The organism is Azospirillum sp. TSH20, from assembly GCF_003115935.1.
Lineage (GTDB): Bacteria > Pseudomonadota > Alphaproteobacteria > Azospirillales > Azospirillaceae > Azospirillum.
The window spans coordinates 38937-56382 of sequence record NZ_LGQU01000042.1 but is presented as its reverse complement, the minus strand read 5'-3'; the positions used below and the strand labels follow the sequence as shown (position 1 = coordinate 56382).

The following is a 17446-nucleotide window of genomic DNA, read 5'->3' as shown; positions in this document are numbered from 1 at the left end:
ACGCTGTATCGGGAAAAGGGATGGGCCTCAAAAGAAAGCAGGGGCCGTTGCCAGCCCCTGCCGTCCATCCGCCTTGCGGCGGGTCCTATGGTGCGAACGCGCTTTTACAGGAAGGCGCTGCGCAGGTCGCCGACCAGATCGGTCTTCTCCCACGAGAAGCCGCCGTCCACCTCCGGCTCGCGGCCGAAATGGCCATAGGCGGCGGTGCGGGCGTAGATCGGCTTGTTCAGTCCCAGATGCGTGCGGATGCCGCGCGGGGACAGGTCCACCAGCTGCTGCAGCACATCGGACAGGCGATCCTCGTCGACAGTGCCGGTGCCGTGGGTGTCGACATAGACCGACAGCGGCTTCGACACGCCGATGGCGTAGGAGACCTGGATCGTGCACTTCTCCGCCAGTTCCGCCGCGACGACGTTCTTGGCGAGGTAGCGGGCGGCGTAGGCGGCCGAGCGGTCGACCTTCGTCGGATCCTTGCCGGAGAAGGCGCCGCCGCCGTGCGGGGCCGCACCGCCGTAGGTGTCGACGATGATCTTGCGGCCGGTCAGGCCGGCGTCACCGTCCGGGCCGCCGATGACGAAGCGGCCGGTCGGATTGACGTACAGGTGCTTCGGGTCGCACATCCAGCCTTCCGGCAGGCAGTTGACGATGTGCGGCAGGACGATCTCGCGCACGGCGTCCTGGTCCAGCCCCTCGGCATGCTGGGTCGACAGCACGATGGCGGTGGCGCGGGTCGGGCGGCCGTCGACGTACTGCAGGGTGACCTGGCTCTTGGCGTCCGGGCCCAGCTGGGGGGCGGCGCCGGAATGGCGCGCCTCGGCCAGCGACTTCAGGATGGCATGGCTGTAGTAGATCGGGGCCGGCATCAGCGCCGGGGTCTCCCGGCAGGCATAGCCGAACATGATGCCCTGGTCGCCGGCACCCTCGTCCTTGTTGCCCGCGGCGTCGACGCCCACGGCGATGTCGGCGGACTGGGAGTGGACGAAGCACTTGACGTCCATCTTCTCCCAATGGAAGCCGTCCTGCTCGTAACCGATGTCCTTCACCGCGGCGCGGGCGACTTCGACCAGCTGGTCGGCCTTGATGCTGTCGGGGCCGCGAACTTCGCCGGCCAGAACAACCTGATTGGTGGTCGCGAGCGTCTCGACGGCCACGCGTGCCTGCGGGTCGTGCGAAAGATAAAGATCGACGATGGCGTCGGAAATGCGGTCGCAGACCTTGTCGGGATGACCTTCCGACACGGACTCGCTGGTGAAGACGTAGTTCAGCTTTGCCACGGGAAACCTCGGCATTCGGCGGCACGCTATTTCATGAGCCGAAACGGCAGACCGGTACAGCGGCCGCAGACACCGATCCAAAACGGGTTGTGACAAGGAATTCAGCCGGGGTCAAGAAATCTACCGGCGGTAGGGCCCCGGACCGATTACCGCAGGCGCCGCACGAAGGGGGAGCACGGTCGAGCCCGTGCCATCCCCGTTCGGTGGGTATCACATGCCGTGTGGCAACCGGCAGGAGGTACTTGACGACGTTACTCGGCGGCTTCCGCAACGGCGGCGCTGGCCACGGCCTTGGTCAGTTCGAACAGGCGCTTGCGCACCGACGGATCGCTGATCTTGTAGTAGGCGCGGACCAGTTCCAGCGTCTCGCGCTTGGCCATCGGATCGGGCTCGTAGGTGCTGGCGGAGCGCTCTTCGGTCGCACCGGACTCGTCCTCGTCGTCGACGCGGGCGGCAGCCGCTTCGGCCGGCATGTCGTCGAAGAAGAAGGAGACCGGCACATCCAGGACGCGGCTGAGATCGAACAGACGCGACGCGCCGATGCGGTTGGCGCCGCGCTCGTACTTCTGCACCTGCTGGAAGGTCAGGCCGATCGCCTCGCCGAGTTTCTCCTGACTCATGCCGAGAAGCGTGCGGCGAAGACGGACGCGGGATCCGACATGGACATCGATGGGATTCGGCTTTCCGGTCTTCGGACGGCCGGCACCCGCACGGCGCCCGCGCGGCGCCCCAGTTTCAGTCTGCATCTCGTTTATCCCTGTAACGGTTGTGCAACCTAGTTACGACATATCCACGTATGCAGTCAAGCCCGCTCCGGTCAAGCCGGTTACACGAAATTGTTCTGCCTGTGGCGGGCGTATTGCCCGTAATGCTGCGTCACCGGTGATATCGCGAGGCCAGGGCCGCCAGAAAACAGCCTAGAAGCACTATGCCGAAAATCCAGTCTCCCATACAGGCATAGGATGTGACGCCGTCAGGCGCTTCCGGCAACGTGGTATCGATGAAGCCCCGCTCACCCAGACCGAGCAATTGTTGCACACGACCGTAGGAGTCCACCACCCCGGATATTCCCGTATTCGCCACCCGCACGAGCGGCAGTCCTTCCTCCACGGCACGGACCTGATTGATCGCAAAATGCTGGTGCGGACCGGCGGTGCGGCCGTACCAGGCGTCGTTGGTCAAGTTGAGCAGCCAGTGCGGCCGGTCCGCGGTGTCGACCACGGCGCCGGGGAAGATGCTCTCATAGCAGATCAGCGGGCTGAAGGAGGGCAGGCCGGCCACACGACCTTCCAGGTCCAAGGTGCGCGGACCGGGGCCGGCCGAGAACTCCGCCCCGTTGCCGGCGATGGCACCGACGGGCAGCCATTGCCGCAGCGGCATGTACTCGCCGAAGGGCACGAGGTGGAACTTGTCGTAGTCGGCGACCGCCGCACCGCTGCCGTCCACCGCCACCATGCCGTTGAAATAACGACGCTCGCCGTCCGCACCGACCGTCGTGCGCGGCGCCCCGGTGATCAGCAGACCGCCCGGCGGGATGACGGAGGCCATCGCCTGGCGCACCCGCGCATCCTCCTCGACGAAGAAGGGGACGGCGGTTTCCGGCCAGATGATGACGTTGGGCGGCGGGGCCGACGGATCGGCCGGCGGGGCGGCGGACAGGGCGAGATGGTTCTGGAAATTCTGCACCCGCTCGGCCGGCGCCCATTTCAGCCGCTGGTCGATCGCCGCCTGGACCAGCCGGAGACGGACGCCCGGCACCGGCTCGTCCACCGCGCCGGCCAGCCTCCAGGCACCCCAGCCGCCCAGCACCGCCAGCAGCGCCAACCCGGCGGCGACGCCGGCCCAGGCGCGGCGTGGCGTGGTGTCGCGGTCGGGCAGAGCGGCGGGCAGAGAGGCGACCAGCACCGTCACCAGCGTCAGCCCATAGATGCCGACCAGCGAGACGGTCTGCAGCACCGGCAGCACCCCGACCCAGCCATAGCCGATCAGGTTCCAGGGAAAGCCGGTGAAGACGTGGCCGCGCAGCCATTCCCACAGGCACCAGCAGGCGGCGAACAGCAGTGGTCGGCCCAGCCCGATGCCGAAGCCGCGCCGGCGCAGCATGTGGAAGGTCAGGGTGGCGCCGCCGCTGAACATCGCCAGCAGGATCGGCAGACCGACGGCCGACAGCGGCAGGGCCCACCAGAAGCGCTCGATATCGGTGAACAGCGCGGCGCTGATCCAATAGAGTCCCAGCAGGTGATGGCCGAAGCCGAAGAACCAGCCGAGGGCGAAGGCGCCCTTCTTCGTCTCCACCCCGTCCAGCAGCCAGATCAGGCCGGGAAAGGCGACCAGCAGCACCGGTATCAGGTCGGCCGGCGGAACCGCCAGCGTGGCGAGCCCACCCAGCAAGGCCGCGGCAGCCAGCCGGCGCCAGCCGGTCAGCGCGGCCAGCCGCGCGGAAACACGGCCCAGCCGGGCGGGGACGGGCAGCGCATCGGTGACGGTCAAGACGGGAAACTCCGGCAGCGGCAAGGAATGGCGGGCGGCGCCATAGGTAATGCGGCCGGACAGGGGCGCCAAGGCTGTTGTGGGCGGAGCTGTGTTGTCGGGGTGGGGGAGGCGTCAGACCCCCACCCCAATCCTTACGCCGTCTCCGCCAGCTCCGAACTGTTGGCCGGGACGTTGTGGACGCGCAGGCGCTTCAGGCGGCGGGAGTCGGCGTCGACGATCTCGAACTCCAGGCCCGAGGGATGGATCAGCCGCTCACCCAGCCCCGGCACGCGGCCGGCGATGGAAACGACCAGACCGCCCAACGTGTCGATGTCCTCGCGCTCCTCCTCGGACAGGACCGGGCCGACGCGATGCTCGAAATCCTCGATGGGCAGGCGGGCGTCGGCGATCAGGCTGCCGTCGGGACGCTCGACCAGCCGCGGCGCCGCGGTCTCGTCATGCTCGTCCTCGATCTCGCCGACGATCTCCTCCACCAGATCCTCGATGGTGACGAGGCCGTCGATGCCGCCGAACTCGTCCACCACCAGGGCCATGTGCTGTCGGGTCTGGCGCATCTGCACCAGCAGGTCGAGCACATGCATGGAGGGGGCGACGATCTTCGCCTCGCGGATGATGCCGGTCAGGTCCGGCTTCTGGCGCAGGCCCTCGGGCGAGGCGGCCTGCTTCGCCAGCAGGGTCAGCACGTCCTTGATGTGGATGATGCCGACCACGTCGTCCAGCGTCTCGCGGAACACCGGCAGGCGGGAATGGCCCTCCTCGGCGACGCGCTGGACCAGGGCGGGGAAGGGGGTGTCGATGTCGACGGAGATGATGTCGGCCCGCGGCACCATGACGTCGGCGACGGTGCGGTCGCGCAGCTTCAGGATGTTGGTCAGCAGCGCCCGCTCGCCGGCGCCCAGCGAATCCTCGCCGTCCTCGCTCGCGGCATCGTCCAGGCCGGAGATCAGCTCTTCGATCGTGCCGCGCAGGGAATTGTCCTCGCGGCCGCCCCAGACGGTGCGGAGCCACCCCTTGAACAGGTGGCCCAGGGAATGGTCTTCGGCCCCGTGGTCATCACGGGGCGTGCGACTGTCGGATATCTCGCTCATCGGTCCGGCGGTTGGTGGTTGGCGGCGTAAGGATCGGCGATTCCGAGCGTGGCAAGCAGCCGGGTTTCCAGCGCCTCCATCTCCTCGGCCTCGTCGTCCGTCTCGTGATCATAACCCAGCAGATGCAGAACACCATGCATCACAAGGTGAGTCATGTGGTCTTTGAAGCTTTTCCCCTGTTCGGACGCCTCGCGGGCGACCGTTTCATAGGCGAGGATGACGTCGCCCAGCATCACCGGCACGCCGTCTTGCGCCTCCGGCTCCTCGGCCTCGGTCAGGGCGAAGGACAGGACGTTGGTGGGCTTGTCCTTGCCGCGATACTCGCGGTTCAGCCTGTGGACCAGCTCGTCGTCGGCCAGCACGACCGACAGCTCGGCCGGGCCTTCCTCGTCGTCATAGGCCGCACCCAGGGCGGCGAGCGCCGCGCGCTCCGCCAGCCACTCGGCATCCTCCGCCCAATCGCCGGCTTCACGTGAAACAGTGATGTCGACCGCGCTGGTCATTCCGGATCTCCGACGATCGCAGGGCCGTTGCCGGTCGTTTCGGGTACGGAACTGATGCGGCGGGCCTGTTTGCGTTCCGCCTCGCGGGCATCGGCCTGGTCATAGGCGCGGATGATGCGGGCGACCATCGGGTGGCGGACCACGTCGGCGTCGGTGAAGCGGACGAAGCGCACGCCTTCCACCCCGCGCAGGATGTCCAGTGCGTCGCGCAGGCCCGACCGGGTGCCCGACGGCAGGTCGATCTGCGAGATGTCGCCGGTGATGACCATCCGCCCGCCTTCGCCGAGACGGGTCAGGAACATCTTCATCTGCATCGGCGTGGTGTTCTGCGCTTCGTCCAGGATGACGAAGGCGTTGCCCAGCGTCCGACCGCGCATGAAGGCCAACGGCGCGATCTCGATCTCGCCGGACTCCAGCCGCTTCTTCACCTGTTCCGCCGGCAGCATGTCGTGCAGCGCGTCGTAGAGCGGACGCAGGTAAGGATCGACCTTTTCCTTCAGGTCGCCGGGCAGGAAGCCCAGCCGCTCCCCGGCCTCGACCGCCGGGCGCGACAGCACGATGCGGTCGACCTGACCGGTGGTCAGCAGGGCCACCGCCTGTGCCACCGCCAGATAGGTCTTGCCGGTGCCGGCCGGGCCGAGGCCGAAGACCAGTTCGCTCTCCGCCAGAGCCTGCAGATAGGCGGCCTGGGTGGGGGAACGCGGTGTGATCGGGCCGCGCCGGCGGGTGCGCAGGGCAATCTCGGCCCGGGTGATGGTCGCCTGCTGCCCCGGCGCACGAGGCTCTTCACCAGCCGACACGCCGGCGAAACCGGGATCGGCGGTCGCCATGCGGACGGCGCCGTCGACTTCGCCGCCGTCGATGGTCTGGCCGCGGGTCAGCCGCCCATACAGGCTGTTCAGCGCCGCCTGGGCCGTTTCGGCGGCATCGGACGGGCCGGAGATGGTCAGGGTGTTGCCGCGCGAGATCAGCGACACGCCGAGAAGGGATTCGATGCGGGCGAGGTGGCGGTCATGCTCCCCGTACAGCATCGGCAGAAGCCGGTTGTCATCGAATTGAACGTCGATACGCCGTTCGGGCAGACCGTTCAAGCGCTTGCCTCCAAGGTTACGGCAGGCTGGAAGGGAGAGGCGGTGGTGTGTTCACCGGTTACGACCGTGCCGGCGAGGCTGTTGGCCAGCGCGGCGTCGACCCGCACCTCGACGATGCGGCCGAGCAGCCGTTCGTTCGCCTCGGCATGGACCGACTGCATCCACGGGCTGCGGCCCAGCAGCTGGCCGTCGCGGCGCCCGACACGGTCGAACAGGACCGGCACGCTGCGGCCGATGAAGCTGTGGTTGAAGGCGACCTGCTGGGCGTTCAGCAGCTGGTGCAACGCCGCCAGACGGGATTCCTTCACCTCTTCCGGCACCTGGGATCCCTCGACCGAGGCCGGGGTGCCCGGACGCGGGCTGTATTTGAAGGAATAGGCCTGGGCATAGCCGATGTCGGTGACCAGCTTCAGCGTCGCGGCGAAATCGGCGTCGCTCTCGCCGGGGAAGCCGACGATGAAGTCGCCGGACATCGCCAGATCGGGCTTGGCCGTGCGCAGCCGGTCGACCAGCCGGCGATAGTCGTCGGCGGTGTGCTTGCGGTTCATCGCCGCCAGGATGCGGTCCGACCCCGCCTGCACCGGCAGATGCAGGTAAGGCATCAGCTGCGGCACCTCGGCGTGGGCGCGGATCAGGTCGTCGGCCATGTCGCGCGGGTGCGAGGTGGTGTAGCGGATGCGCTCCAGCCCGTCGATCTCCCCCAGCTGGCGGATCAGCCGGCCAAGGCCCCAGGTCGTGCCGTCCGGCCCGTCGCCATGCCAGGCGTTGACGTTCTGGCCCAGCAGGTTGACCTCACGCGTGCCGCCGGCGACCAGCCGCTTCGCTTCGGCCAGGATCTGGTCGGCGGGGCGGGAGAACTCGGCACCGCGGGTGTAGGGCACGACGCAGAAGGTGCAGAACTTGTCGCAGCCCTCCTGCACCGCCAGGAAGGCGGAGACGCCCTGGCTGCCGGCTTCCTCCGGCAGGAAATCGAACTTGGATTCGGCCGGGAAGTCGGTGTTCAGCACGCTGCCGGCGGCACGGCTGGCCTTCGCCACCATCTCCGGCAGGGTGTGATAGGTCTGCGGGCCGAAGACCATGTCGACGAAGGGGGCGCGGGCGACGATCTCCTCGCCCTCCGCCTGGGCGACGCAGCCGGCGACCGCCAGGATCATCCGGCCGTCCTCGGCCTCGGCCTTGCGGTCCTTCATCTGGCGCAGCCGGCCAAGCTCGGAAAAGACCTTCTCGGCGGCCTTTTCGCGGATGTGGCAGGTGTTCAGGATCACCATGTCGGCGCCGTCCGGCTCATCGACCGGTTGGTAGCCCAGCGGTGCCAGGACGTCCGCCATCCGGGCGGAGTCGTACACGTTCATCTGGCAGCCCCAGGTCTTGATGAACAGCTTCTTGGTCAACCCGCACCCTTCCGCTTGCAACAAAAACGAATAGCGCGCTCACGATGCTGCGTGGCGCGCGGCACGCCGCATGTCCGGCGTCGCTCCTGAAAAGATGGTATCGCGTGTGGGGCGAATCGAGTCAATCCCGCTTCGCCCCACCCATGTTTGCAACGACGTCGTTTCCGCAATGCGGACCGAGGGCCGGAATGGTCACGCCGCGCCGGCTTGCAGGCCGTCGCGCCAGAACCAGTCGGTCCGGCGCACGCGGTCAGTCCAAAGTCGCTCCGCCGCCGTCCGGCTGAACAGGGCGCTGAAAGGGACGGGGGTGTCTCCCGCCAGGACGGGCGCGTTCGCAGCCGGGGCGGCCAGCACCGAGCTCATCACCGGGGTGGCGCCGATGGCAACCTCCTGCGCATCCGCCTGTTCCGGCTTGCCGATCATGCCGGCGGCGCCGGCCAGCGAGCCTTCGACCAGCTCCAGGCCCAGCAGCCGGTTCATGTCGACCGGACCGGGCATCTGCATGCCCAGCGTCAGGGCGCGGGAGAAGCCGAACCGCTCGTAATACGGGGCGTCGCCGACCAGGATCACCGACTTGTGGCCCAGCGCCACCGCCTTGTTCAGGCTCATCCGGATCAGCTTGCTGCCCAGCCCGCTGCCCTGCAGATGGGCGGCGACCGCGATGGGGCCGAGCAGGATGGACTGGGTGGTGCCGCCGACCAGGATCGGCCAGTAGCGGATGGTGCCCACCACCACCTCGCGCCCATGCTCGTCATGTTCGATGGCGACGAGGTTCAGGGCGGGGATGGAGTCGACGCCGTCGCGCAGCCGGTAGGCGGTCTTGGAGAAGCGGTCGGGACCGAAGGAGGCGTCCAGCAGGGCTTCGATGGCGGCGGCGTGCTTCGGCTCTTCGACGGTGATGATCATGCGTTGGGCTCCCGGCGGGAAGAAAGTCTTCTCAGAAGGCTTTTGAAGGGCGGATCGCGCCGCCGCCGGAAGGCCGGGGGTGTCAGGTCCCCGTTGTGCCTTTGGCGTTCGCACGCGACCCAAGGACGGCCGCAACCGCGATGCGCGGTGCGAGGCTCCGTCGTCGGATGCGAAGGGCGTGCGAACGAGACATGGACAAGGCTCTTCGGCCGTTGCTGGGACTTGCGCATATATCATCGTCTCCCCCCTGTCGCAAGACCATGCAGACCCGGAGACTGCGCATGACTGTATCCATCCCAGTGCGGGCATGTCGCATCATTGTCCGGCCGCGTTCTGGACAGTGCGGAGAGGGGACTTTATCCTGCGCGGAACCGCCGCCCGGCCACCCGGACTCCCCAGCCGGAACCCCAAGCCGCCGGCCCGTTTTTACGGCCGGCGCCGTTCATCGGACCGCCCGCCATGTACACCGCCGTCACCCACGACATCCGCGTCACCGTCCAGCCCGTTTTCCTGGAAGACCAATCCGCCCCGGCCGAGGGGCGCTTCGTCTGGGCCTATCACGTCCGCATCGAGAACGAAGGCAGCGAGACGGTGCAGCTGCGCACCCGCCACTGGCGCATCACCGACGCCATGGGCCGCGTGCAGGAGGTGCGGGGGCCCGGCGTGGTCGGCGAGCAGCCGGTGCTGGAGCCGGGCGACCATTTCGAATACACCAGCGGCACCCCGCTCGGCACGCCGTCCGGCATCATGGCCGGCAGCTATGGCATGGAGGGGGAGGACGGGCGCGCCTTCGACGTGACGATCCCGGCCTTCTCGCTGGACAGTCCGCACCAGCCGATGCAGCTGAACTGATCGGACGGCCCGACTTCCCGGCAATTCCGGACGCAGACGAATAATACAATAGAATGTGTGTGGATATTGGAAGAAATTAACAGGCGGCTTTGACAATCCGCATGGCTGTCCGTACTTTGTCCATAGCTTGCAGGCCATGGGGCAGGACCTAAATTTAGGGACTTCCGAAAGGCGGCAAGCGGCGGAGACCGTGGCTGGCGCCGCCGCTCCGCATTTTGCGAATGGGTTCTTTCGTCTTGCCGCCCGTTCGGTTGATCCGCCGGGGCTTCGGCTCCGTACTGACGACGGAAGTGACGCCAGACACGATGGGCGTGTTGCGCGACGGCCGTCGGATTGCGGCCATCGGCTTCGCGCAGGGCGTTCCCAGTTATGGAAAGGATGTTTCCCGTGACGGCTACCAAGACCCCGCACGCCAAGCCCCCGGTCGCCGACAACGTGCTTCGCGGCCCCGGCCTTTCCCGGCCCGACCCCGTCGCCCGTCCGTCCCGCACCGAGGCGGAAGAGGCCGTGCGCACCCTGATCCGCTGGGCCGGCGACGACCCGGCGCGCGAAGGGCTGGTCGGCACGCCGGACCGGGTCGTCCGCTCCTATGAGGAATTCTTCGCCGGCTACGGCATCGACCCGGTCGAGATCCTGTCGCGCACCTTCGAGGAGACCGACGGCTACGACGAGATGGTCGTACTGCGCGACATCCGGGTGGAGTCCTATTGCGAGCACCACATGGTGCCGATCATTGGCAAGGCGCATGTCGCCTATCTGCCGCGCCGCCGCGTCGTCGGAATCTCCAAGCTGGCGCGCCTGGTCGAGGCTTACGGCAAGCGCCTGCAGATCCAGGAGAAGATGACGGCGCAGATCGCCAACACCATCGACGAGGTCCTGCAGCCCGAGGGCGTCGCCGTGGTGGTCGAGGCGCAGCACCAGTGCATGACCACCCGTGGCGTCCACAAGACCGGCGTGACCATGGTGACCAGCCGCATGCTGGGCGCCTTCCGCACCGACCCGTCGACCCGCCGCGAGTTCCTGACGATGATCGGCAACCCGTCCTCGCGCGGGATGGAGTGAGGTCCAGAGGGCTTTACACCCTCAATGCCGCCTGCCAAGCTCCCGCCGCACTTTGTCAGTGAGCGGTGTGGAATTCGGGGTGTGAGGTATGGCGGCGAAGGTGACACCGGCGGTCAATGCGGCGAAGGCGGCTGGCGTCGCCTTCCGGCTGATGGAATACGAATACGATCCGTCGGCCGACGCCATTGGGCTTCACGCGGCGGAATCGCTCGGGCTCGATCCCGCCATCGTCTACAAGACCCTGATCGTCCAGCTTGAACCCAAGGCGCTGGCCTGCGCCGTCATCCCGGTCGCGGCCAAGCTGGATTTGAAGGCCATCGCCGCGGCAGCGAAGGCGAAGAAGGCCGACCTTGCCGACCCGGCGCTGGCGGAAAAAACCACGGGATTCCTGGTCGGCGGCATCAGCCCGCTGGGCCAGAAGAAGGCGCTGCCGACCTTCATCGACGCGAGCGCCGAAGCGCTGCCGGAAATGGTGGTGAATGGCGGCCGGCGCGGCCTGCAGATCGTGCTGGCCCCGGCCGATCTGGCCAAGGCGACGAAGGCGACGGTCTGCGCCATCGTCGCGCACTGAAACCGGAACGGTGGTGGTGACCCCGGCAGGACTCGAACCTGCTGCCTCAAGTTTAGGAAACTCGCGCTCTATCCTGATGAGCTACGGGGCCACTTGCGCGGCACCTTAACGGTTTCGCCGGCAAGGTGAAAGTGGCTTTTGGGGGAAGCGCCTCCTCACGGCGTCAGTCGGAATAGCGTTCCTCCAGCCACGGGTCGGCGTGGTTGTTGTAGCCGCGGACTTCCCAATAGCCTTTGTGGTCGCTTGCCAGCAGCTCGATCCGCTTCACCCACTTGGCGCTCTTCCAGAAATACAGCTTGGGCAGCACGATCCGCACCGGCCCGCCATGGTCGCGGCTGATCGGCTGGCCTTCCCAGGTCGTGGCGAGCAGCACGCCCTCGTCGTCGAAGTCCGACAGCGCGACGTTGGTGGTGTAGCCGTCGAAGGAATGGAAGACGACGAAGCGTGCCTCCGGCTTCGGCCGGGCCAGTTCCAGCAGGCGGCGGGCGCTGACGCCCTCCCACCGGTTGTCGTAGCGCGACCAGGTGGTGACGCAGTGAATGTCGGAGACGAAGCTGTCCTGCGGCTGGGCCTGGAAATCCTCCCAGGTCCAGGACAGCCGGTTCTCCACCAGCCCGTCGACGGCGAGCGTCCAGTTGGCGGTCGTCACCTTCGGCGTGATGCCGAGGTCGAGCACCGGCCAGTCGGTCACCAGACGCTGGCCGGGCGGCAGCCGGTCGCGCGCCGGGTCGGCGGCTTGTCCGGTCAGCGCGCGGCCGTCGCGTGCCCATTGCTCCTTGGTGGCGACCAGCTTGTCGCGGATGGCGCCGTCCTGCCCGATCCGTTGATCCGGTTCCAATCCGCTGCTTCCGTCCGATCCGGCGGGTGTGTCGTTCATGGCTCGTCCTTTTCTCCGATTCCGGCTTTTCCGGCAGGGGTCCCGCTTAAAAAAGGAACAGACAGTCGGGTTGGCAAGCGGAAGCGGGAGAACTAACTTCCCGAAGCCCGGCATATTGGAGCCACAGTTCCGCGCCAGGGTTCCGCTTTGCCGCTGTTTGCCACCGCTTTCCGAAGACCAGCCGAGTGATTTGCCGATGATCCGGTCCGCAACGCCTGCCGCACCCGCCCTTGCACGGGGCTGGCGTTTGTTTTTGTCCGGCGGCTTCGCCGTCCTGCTGCTCGCGGCTCTGCTCGCCGGAGCGGGGTTGGCGGGATCCGCCGCGCTGGCCGCGTCGCCGGCACCGGCCGCCGCCGCTCCGGCCGCTGCCCCGGCGGCCGGTGCCGCCGCCCCAGCCTCCACCGCCCCGGTGGTGGTCGACGAGGGGACCGTGCAGCAGCTGGAGGCGCTGGTCGGCACGCTGGAGAACCAGGATGCGCGCACACAGCTGGTCAGCCAGCTGCGCAACCTGATCGCCGCCCAGCGCGGCCTCGCCCAGGCCAAGGAAGCCGAGGGCGAGTCGGCGCTGCCGCAGACCCTCGGCGCCCGCGCGCTCTCCTTCCTGGCGGCGCGGATGGACGTGGTCAGCCGCCAGCTGGTGCAGGTCGCCAACGTCTTCTCCGACCTGCCGGGGGCACTGTCCTGGGTCCAGCGGCAGGCGCAGGACGACACCGCCCGCGACCGCTGGGTCCAGATCGGCATCCAGCTGGCGATGATCCTCGGCATCGGCGCGGTGGCGGCCCGCGGAATCGCCTGGCTGCTCAGCCGGCCGCGACGGGCGATGGCGGCCCGCCATGTCGGCTCCGCCCTGCTGCGCATTCCGATGCTGCTGGGCCGCGCCGTACTGGAGCTGGCGCCGATCCTGGGCTTCATCGTCGTCGCCTATACGATCCTGTCAGTGACCGAACCGGCGCCGCGCGTGCGGCTGGTGGCGCTGGCGGTGGTGAACGCCACCGTCATCACCCAGGCGATTCTGATCCTGGTGCGCATGCTGTTCGCGCCGGACGCGCCGAACCTGCGGCTGGTCCACACCAGCGAGGCCGGGGCGCGGCGTTGCTACATCTGGTCGCGCCGGCTGATCGCGGTCGCGGTCTACGGCTATTTCCTGGCGGAGGGCGCCTATGTGCTGGGCCTGCCGCTGGGCGCCTACGGCGCGCTGCTGAAGCTGCTGGGCGTGGTGATCGCCGGCATGCTGATCGCGCTGATCCTGCAGAACCGCGTCGGCGTCGCCGAGTGGATGCGCGGCAACCCGCTGTCGGGCGACGGCGACCCGCTGGCGACCGCCCGGCGCGAGGCGGAAGGGCAGGGGGCGGTCCTGCGCACCGCCCGCCGCCGCTTCGCCGAGATCTGGCACGTGCTGGCCATCCTCTATGTCGTGGTGACGCTGGGCGTGTGGGTGCTGAACGTCTATGGCGGCTTCGAGTATCTGGCCCGCGGCACCGCCGTGACCGTGCTGTCGGTGGTGGTGGCGCGGCTGCTGGTGACCGGGCTGAACCGGACGCTGCGTCGCGGCCTGACCATGAACCGCGAGCTGGCCGGCAACCTGCCACAGCTCCACACCCGCGCCTTCCACTATCTTCCCATCGTCCAGCGCATCGGCAAGGTCATCATCTGGCTGGTGGCGCTGGGGGCCGCGCTGAACGGCTGGGGCGTCGACACGCTGGGACTGGTCGAGTCGGCCGCCGGCCGCCGCATCGTCGGCAGCGCCATCTCCATCGGCCTGCTGCTGGCTGGCGCCATCATCGCCTGGGAGGTGGTGAGCGCGCTGATCGAGCATCTGCTGCGCGCCACCGACAAGAACGGCGCCCGCATCGAGCGCAGCGCCCGCATGCGCACGCTGCTGCCGCTTCTGCGCAACGCCTTCCTGATCCTGCTGGTGACGATGGTGTCGCTGATCACCCTGTCGGAACTGGGCGTCAACATCGCGCCGCTGCTGGCCGGTGCCGGTGTCGTCGGTCTGGCCATCGGTTTCGGCTCGCAGACACTGGTCAAGGACATCATCACCGGCTTGTTCATCCTGTTCGAGGACACGGTGTCGGTCGGTGACGTGGTGGATGTCGGCGGCGGCCATTCCGGTACGGTGGAGGCGATCTCCATCCGCTCCATCCGCCTGCGCGACGGGGCCGGCGCCGTCCATTCCGTGCCTTTCAGTGCCGTCACCACCGTGAAGAACATGAGCAAGGACTTCTCGGTCACCCTGTTCACCGTCACGGTGTCCAACCGCGAGGATCCCGACCGCATCATCGCCGTGCTGAAGGAGACCGGTGCCGAGGTGCAGGCGCAGCCGCAGTTCGCCGCCGACATCTTGAACCCGTTGGAGGTGCTGGGCGTCGACAAGCTGTCCGACACCGGCATCAACATCCTGGCCCAGTTCAAGACCCGCCCGACCCGTCAGTGGGGCGTCACCCGCGAGTTCAACCGCCTGCTGAAGAAGAAGTTCGACGAGCTGGACATCGCCATGCCGACCCAGTCGATGCAGCTGGTCGTCGGCCAGAACCCGCACGACCGTGCGCTGGCGGAGGCGCTCAGCCAGGGGTCCTGACCGCCAGGGCCCCAACCAAGGGCCAAGCTCCGACTGTACCGGAAAGGGAACCGCCCGGCATTGCCGGGCGTTCTCCTTTGTCCGTCCGATGAATCGGAGCGTGCTGCAAAATGCTCAGCGATGCCTTTTCCCGTTTCGCCCGCTGGATGGAGCGTCAGTCCGGTCGGCCGGGTGCGTTCGTCACCGCCTTCGCGGTCGTGCTGCTCTGGGGCCTGACCGGGCCGCTGTTCCACTTCTCCGACACATGGCAGCTGGTGATCAACACCGGCACCACCATCGTCACCTTCCTGATGGTGTTCATCATCCAGAACGCCCAGAACCGCGACACCCAGGCCATCCATCTGAAGCTGGACGAGCTGATCCGCGCCACCCACTCCGCCCGCAACGGCATGATCGACCTGGAGGAGATGCCTGAAACCGAGTTGGCCAAGGTGAAGCGCAGCTTCGAACACCTCGCCAAGACGGCCGAGTGCCTGGACCATCGCATCGACGAGAAGGTGGAACGCGCCGTCGAACGCGAGGTGGACGAGGAACTCGACGAACGCGGGGTGCCCGATCCATCGGATCGGCGATAAAAGGCATTCCGTCGGATCGGCGGTAGGAGGCTTTATCCGGCGGGCGCCGGCGGGCAGGGCGGACGGCGCCAAGCGCGCAGTGCATCGTCCAGCGCGCGGGCGAAGCTGGAGCGTTCGGCCGGCGACAGGAAGGACCCGACCCCCACCGACTGGCCATGCGAACTCAGCGTGACCTGCCCGGCCGGACCACGACGGTCGTGGTCGGCATGCTCGTCATGGGTGATCCGCAGCCAGTAGGGATGGAAGGACCAGCGGCGTTCCGGCGCCTTCCAGTGGACGCGCTGCACCGTCAGCGCGCTCTCCGTCAGCTGCACCCGCTCATACTGGCGGGCGGAGCGGTAGCTGACGCGGAAGGCCAGCCAAAGCGCCAGCACGTCCAGCCCGCAGAAGGGCACCACCGGCCAGGCGCCATGGGAGACGAAGATGCCGGCCACGATCAGGTTCATCATCACCACCACGCCCATCAGGACCCGGAAGCCGTTGCGGCCCAGGCTGCGGTGCGGATGGAGGATGGCGTCGAAGAACACGCGCACGGCACCGCTTCCGCCGCCGCTCTCCGCAGGGGCGGGGCCGTCGCCGGGCTGGCCATCAGGCTGGGGGCCGCTGATGTCGATGGGCATGGCCGCCATCCTAACCCAGCGGAGGCCGGCAAAAAACCGTGACGAAGACGGGGTTATGCCGCCTTCGACACCATCGGCACCGCGCCGCCGTTCAGCACCCAGGCCATGGCGCTGTCCATACCGATGAAATCGGCCGCCGGTCCGCCGTCAAACTCTCCGGCAAGGTCGCCGTCGGCCGGCGTCACCTTGGCCTGGACGAAAATCCGCGCCTGATCGTCGGTGCCCGCCGCGATCATCGCATCGGCCATCACCGAGGCCCAGTCCCAGTCGGTCATCACCACCGCGCAGCGCAGTTGGCCGCAGCGTCGCGCCAGCTTCATCAGGGCGACGACGATCTCCGGCCGGAACCCATCGGCCTCGAAGCGGTCGAATTCGACGAGGCTGCTCCATGGCGTGCCCCGGGCGCCCAGGTTGGCGCAGTGCACCTCCACCTGCCGGGCGACGGCGTCGCGCTGCTCCATCGACAGGGTGCCCTGCAACCGGACATGCAGGCCCCAGTCCTTTATTTCCACAAGATAAGACGCGCTCATTTCGAAATACCCTTATCCGATCCGAACGCCACAACCCGGAAGATCCGTGGTTCGATTGACGGCGTTCAAACGGTGCCTTGGCAGTTAGCAAATCATACGCCACCGCCGAAGGAGCCGGAAAGCGGGATTCCTGCGACCAAATCTGTTCGATTGACGTCAATTACTCCAATTTTTGTCGCAAATTGCGACGCAACGCTGCAGTTTGAACACCAACTCAAGACTGGGGCTCAAGACTGGCCGCCATCCGATCGTGACGGCACGCCCCGCCTCTGGCGCAAGCCCGGCCGTTGCGGCTATGGTGGCGGCCATGAAGCCCGCCGCCATCCAGGAATTCTTCCGCCGCCTGTCCGCCGCCAACCCGGAACCCCGGAGCGAGCTGGAATACGTCAATCCTTACACGCTGCTGGTCGCCGTGGTGCTGTCCGCCCAGGCCACCGACGTCGGCGTGAACAGGGCGACCGGTCCGCTGTTCAAGGTCGTCACCACGCCCCAGCAGATGGTGGCGCTTGGTGAGGAAGGGCTGCGCCAGTACATCAAGACCATCGGCCTGTTCAACACCAAGGCCAAGAACGTCATCCGCCTGTCGGAACTGCTGATCGAGCGCCATGGCGGCGAGGTGCCGCGCGACCGCGAGGCGCTGGAACAGCTTCCCGGCGTGGGCCGCAAGACGGCGAACGTCGTCCTGAACGTCGCCTTCGGGGAGGAGACCATCGCGGTCGACACCCACATCTTCCGCGTCGGCAACCGCACAGGGCTGGCTCCCGGCAAGACGCCGGACGCGGTGGAGGCGAAGCTGGTGAAGGCGGTGCCGAAGCTCTACCGCCGCCATGCCCACCATTGGCTGATTCTGCACGGCCGCTATGTCTGCAAGGCGCGCAAGCCCGACTGCCCGATCTGCCCGGTCGCCGACCTCTGCGGCTTCAAGGACAAGATCATCGCCTGATCCGCAACCCGGAAGGCGAACTGTCCGAAACGCAAAACGCCCGGCATGGCGGGAGCCAGCCGGGCGTTGCTTTGCGTACCTCGCGCTTC

General features: G+C 67.6%; 17 protein-coding genes and 1 tRNA gene. 6 read left to right on the top strand and 12 right to left on the bottom strand.

Features of this window, described 5'->3' with window-relative positions; all coding sequences use genetic code 11:
- Positions 1-104 precede the first annotated feature (104 nt).
- The 8 genes from metK to TSH20_RS11670 form a co-directional block, all read right to left on the bottom strand.
- Positions 105-1274, bottom strand: coding sequence for a methionine adenosyltransferase (gene metK / locus TSH20_RS11705; RefSeq protein WP_109074893.1), 1170 nt, complete (start codon positions 1272-1274; stop codon positions 105-107).
- A 251-nt stretch (positions 1275-1525) separates the two neighbouring features.
- On the bottom strand, positions 1526-2020 hold the full coding sequence (locus tag TSH20_RS11700; protein ID WP_109074892.1) for a helix-turn-helix transcriptional regulator: 495 nt from the start codon (positions 2018-2020) through the stop codon (positions 1526-1528).
- A 130-nt stretch (positions 2021-2150) separates the two neighbouring features.
- Positions 2151-3764, bottom strand: a complete 1614-nt coding sequence (lnt, locus tag TSH20_RS11695; RefSeq protein ID WP_109075002.1) for an apolipoprotein N-acyltransferase — start codon at positions 3762-3764, stop codon at positions 2151-2153.
- A 134-nt stretch (positions 3765-3898) separates the two neighbouring features.
- A complete protein-coding gene (locus TSH20_RS11690; RefSeq protein ID WP_109074891.1) occupies positions 3899-4855 on the bottom strand; it encodes a hemolysin family protein in 957 nt (318 codons plus the stop codon).
- On the bottom strand, positions 4852-5358 hold the full coding sequence (gene ybeY, locus TSH20_RS11685) for an rRNA maturation RNase YbeY (RefSeq protein WP_109074890.1): 507 nt from the start codon (positions 5356-5358) through the stop codon (positions 4852-4854). Before ybeY ends, TSH20_RS11690 begins: the two co-directional genes overlap by 4 nt.
- On the bottom strand, positions 5355-6449 hold the full coding sequence (locus TSH20_RS11680) for a PhoH family protein (protein ID WP_109074889.1): 1095 nt from the start codon (positions 6447-6449) through the stop codon (positions 5355-5357). Before TSH20_RS11680 ends, ybeY begins: the two co-directional genes overlap by 4 nt.
- Complete coding sequence (miaB, locus tag TSH20_RS11675; protein ID WP_109074888.1) at positions 6446-7840, bottom strand: tRNA (N6-isopentenyl adenosine(37)-C2)-methylthiotransferase MiaB; 1395 nt, start codon at positions 7838-7840, stop codon at positions 6446-6448. The genes TSH20_RS11680 and miaB overlap by 4 nt, the downstream gene beginning before the upstream one ends.
- Before the next feature lie 192 nt (positions 7841-8032).
- A complete protein-coding gene (locus TSH20_RS11670) occupies positions 8033-8746 on the bottom strand; it encodes an N-acetyltransferase (RefSeq protein WP_109074887.1) in 714 nt (237 codons plus the stop codon).
- Positions 8747-9205: 459 nt separating this feature from the next.
- Between TSH20_RS11670 and apaG the strand changes: the two genes are divergently transcribed.
- The 3 genes from apaG to ybaK all read left to right on the top strand — a co-directional run bounded on the left by apaG (position 9206) and on the right by ybaK (position 11231).
- On the top strand, positions 9206-9598 hold the full coding sequence (apaG, locus tag TSH20_RS11665; protein ID WP_109074886.1) for a Co2+/Mg2+ efflux protein ApaG: 393 nt from the start codon (positions 9206-9208) through the stop codon (positions 9596-9598).
- A 435-nt stretch (positions 9599-10033) separates the two neighbouring features.
- Positions 10034-10660 (top strand): GTP cyclohydrolase I FolE, encoded by a 627-nt coding sequence (gene folE, locus TSH20_RS11660; RefSeq protein WP_109075001.1) that lies wholly within the window; start codon positions 10034-10036, stop codon positions 10658-10660.
- 88 nt (positions 10661-10748) lie between these two features.
- Positions 10749-11231 (top strand): Cys-tRNA(Pro) deacylase, encoded by a 483-nt coding sequence (gene ybaK / locus TSH20_RS11655; protein WP_199230777.1) that lies wholly within the window; start codon positions 10749-10751, stop codon positions 11229-11231.
- Positions 11232-11245: 14 nt separating this feature from the next.
- Here the strand turns inward: ybaK and TSH20_RS11650 are convergent.
- Both TSH20_RS11650 and TSH20_RS11645 read right to left on the bottom strand, forming a co-directional pair.
- Positions 11246-11322 (bottom strand) — tRNA-Arg (locus TSH20_RS11650).
- A 72-nt stretch (positions 11323-11394) separates the two neighbouring features.
- Positions 11395-12108, bottom strand: a complete 714-nt coding sequence (locus TSH20_RS11645) for a sulfite oxidase-like oxidoreductase (RefSeq protein WP_247871311.1) — start codon at positions 12106-12108, stop codon at positions 11395-11397.
- Between the two features lie 247 nt (positions 12109-12355).
- Between TSH20_RS11645 and TSH20_RS11640 the strand changes: the two genes are divergently transcribed.
- On the top strand, positions 12356-14689 hold the full coding sequence (locus tag TSH20_RS11640; RefSeq protein WP_247871310.1) for a mechanosensitive ion channel domain-containing protein: 2334 nt from the start codon (positions 12356-12358) through the stop codon (positions 14687-14689).
- A 110-nt stretch (positions 14690-14799) separates the two neighbouring features.
- The gene (locus TSH20_RS11635) at positions 14800-15264 is read left to right on the top strand and encodes a low affinity iron permease family protein (RefSeq protein WP_109074884.1); all 465 of its coding nucleotides are present in this window, start codon (positions 14800-14802) and stop codon (positions 15262-15264) included.
- Positions 15265-15296: 32 nt separating this feature from the next.
- Here the strand turns inward: TSH20_RS11635 and TSH20_RS11630 are convergent, their stop codons facing one another.
- Together TSH20_RS11630 and TSH20_RS11625 are read right to left on the bottom strand one after the other, a co-directional pair.
- The gene (locus TSH20_RS11630; protein WP_109074883.1) at positions 15297-15884 is read right to left on the bottom strand and encodes a DUF2244 domain-containing protein; all 588 of its coding nucleotides are present in this window, start codon (positions 15882-15884) and stop codon (positions 15297-15299) included.
- 53 nt (positions 15885-15937) lie between these two features.
- Positions 15938-16414, bottom strand: coding sequence for a hypothetical protein (locus tag TSH20_RS11625; RefSeq protein WP_109074882.1), 477 nt, complete (start codon positions 16412-16414; stop codon positions 15938-15940).
- A gap of 307 nt (positions 16415-16721) precedes the next feature.
- Between TSH20_RS11625 and nth the strand changes: the two genes are divergently transcribed.
- Positions 16722-17357, top strand: coding sequence for an endonuclease III (gene nth, locus TSH20_RS11620; RefSeq protein WP_109074998.1), 636 nt, complete (start codon positions 16722-16724; stop codon positions 17355-17357).
- The last annotated feature ends 89 nt before the right edge of the window (positions 17358-17446 follow it).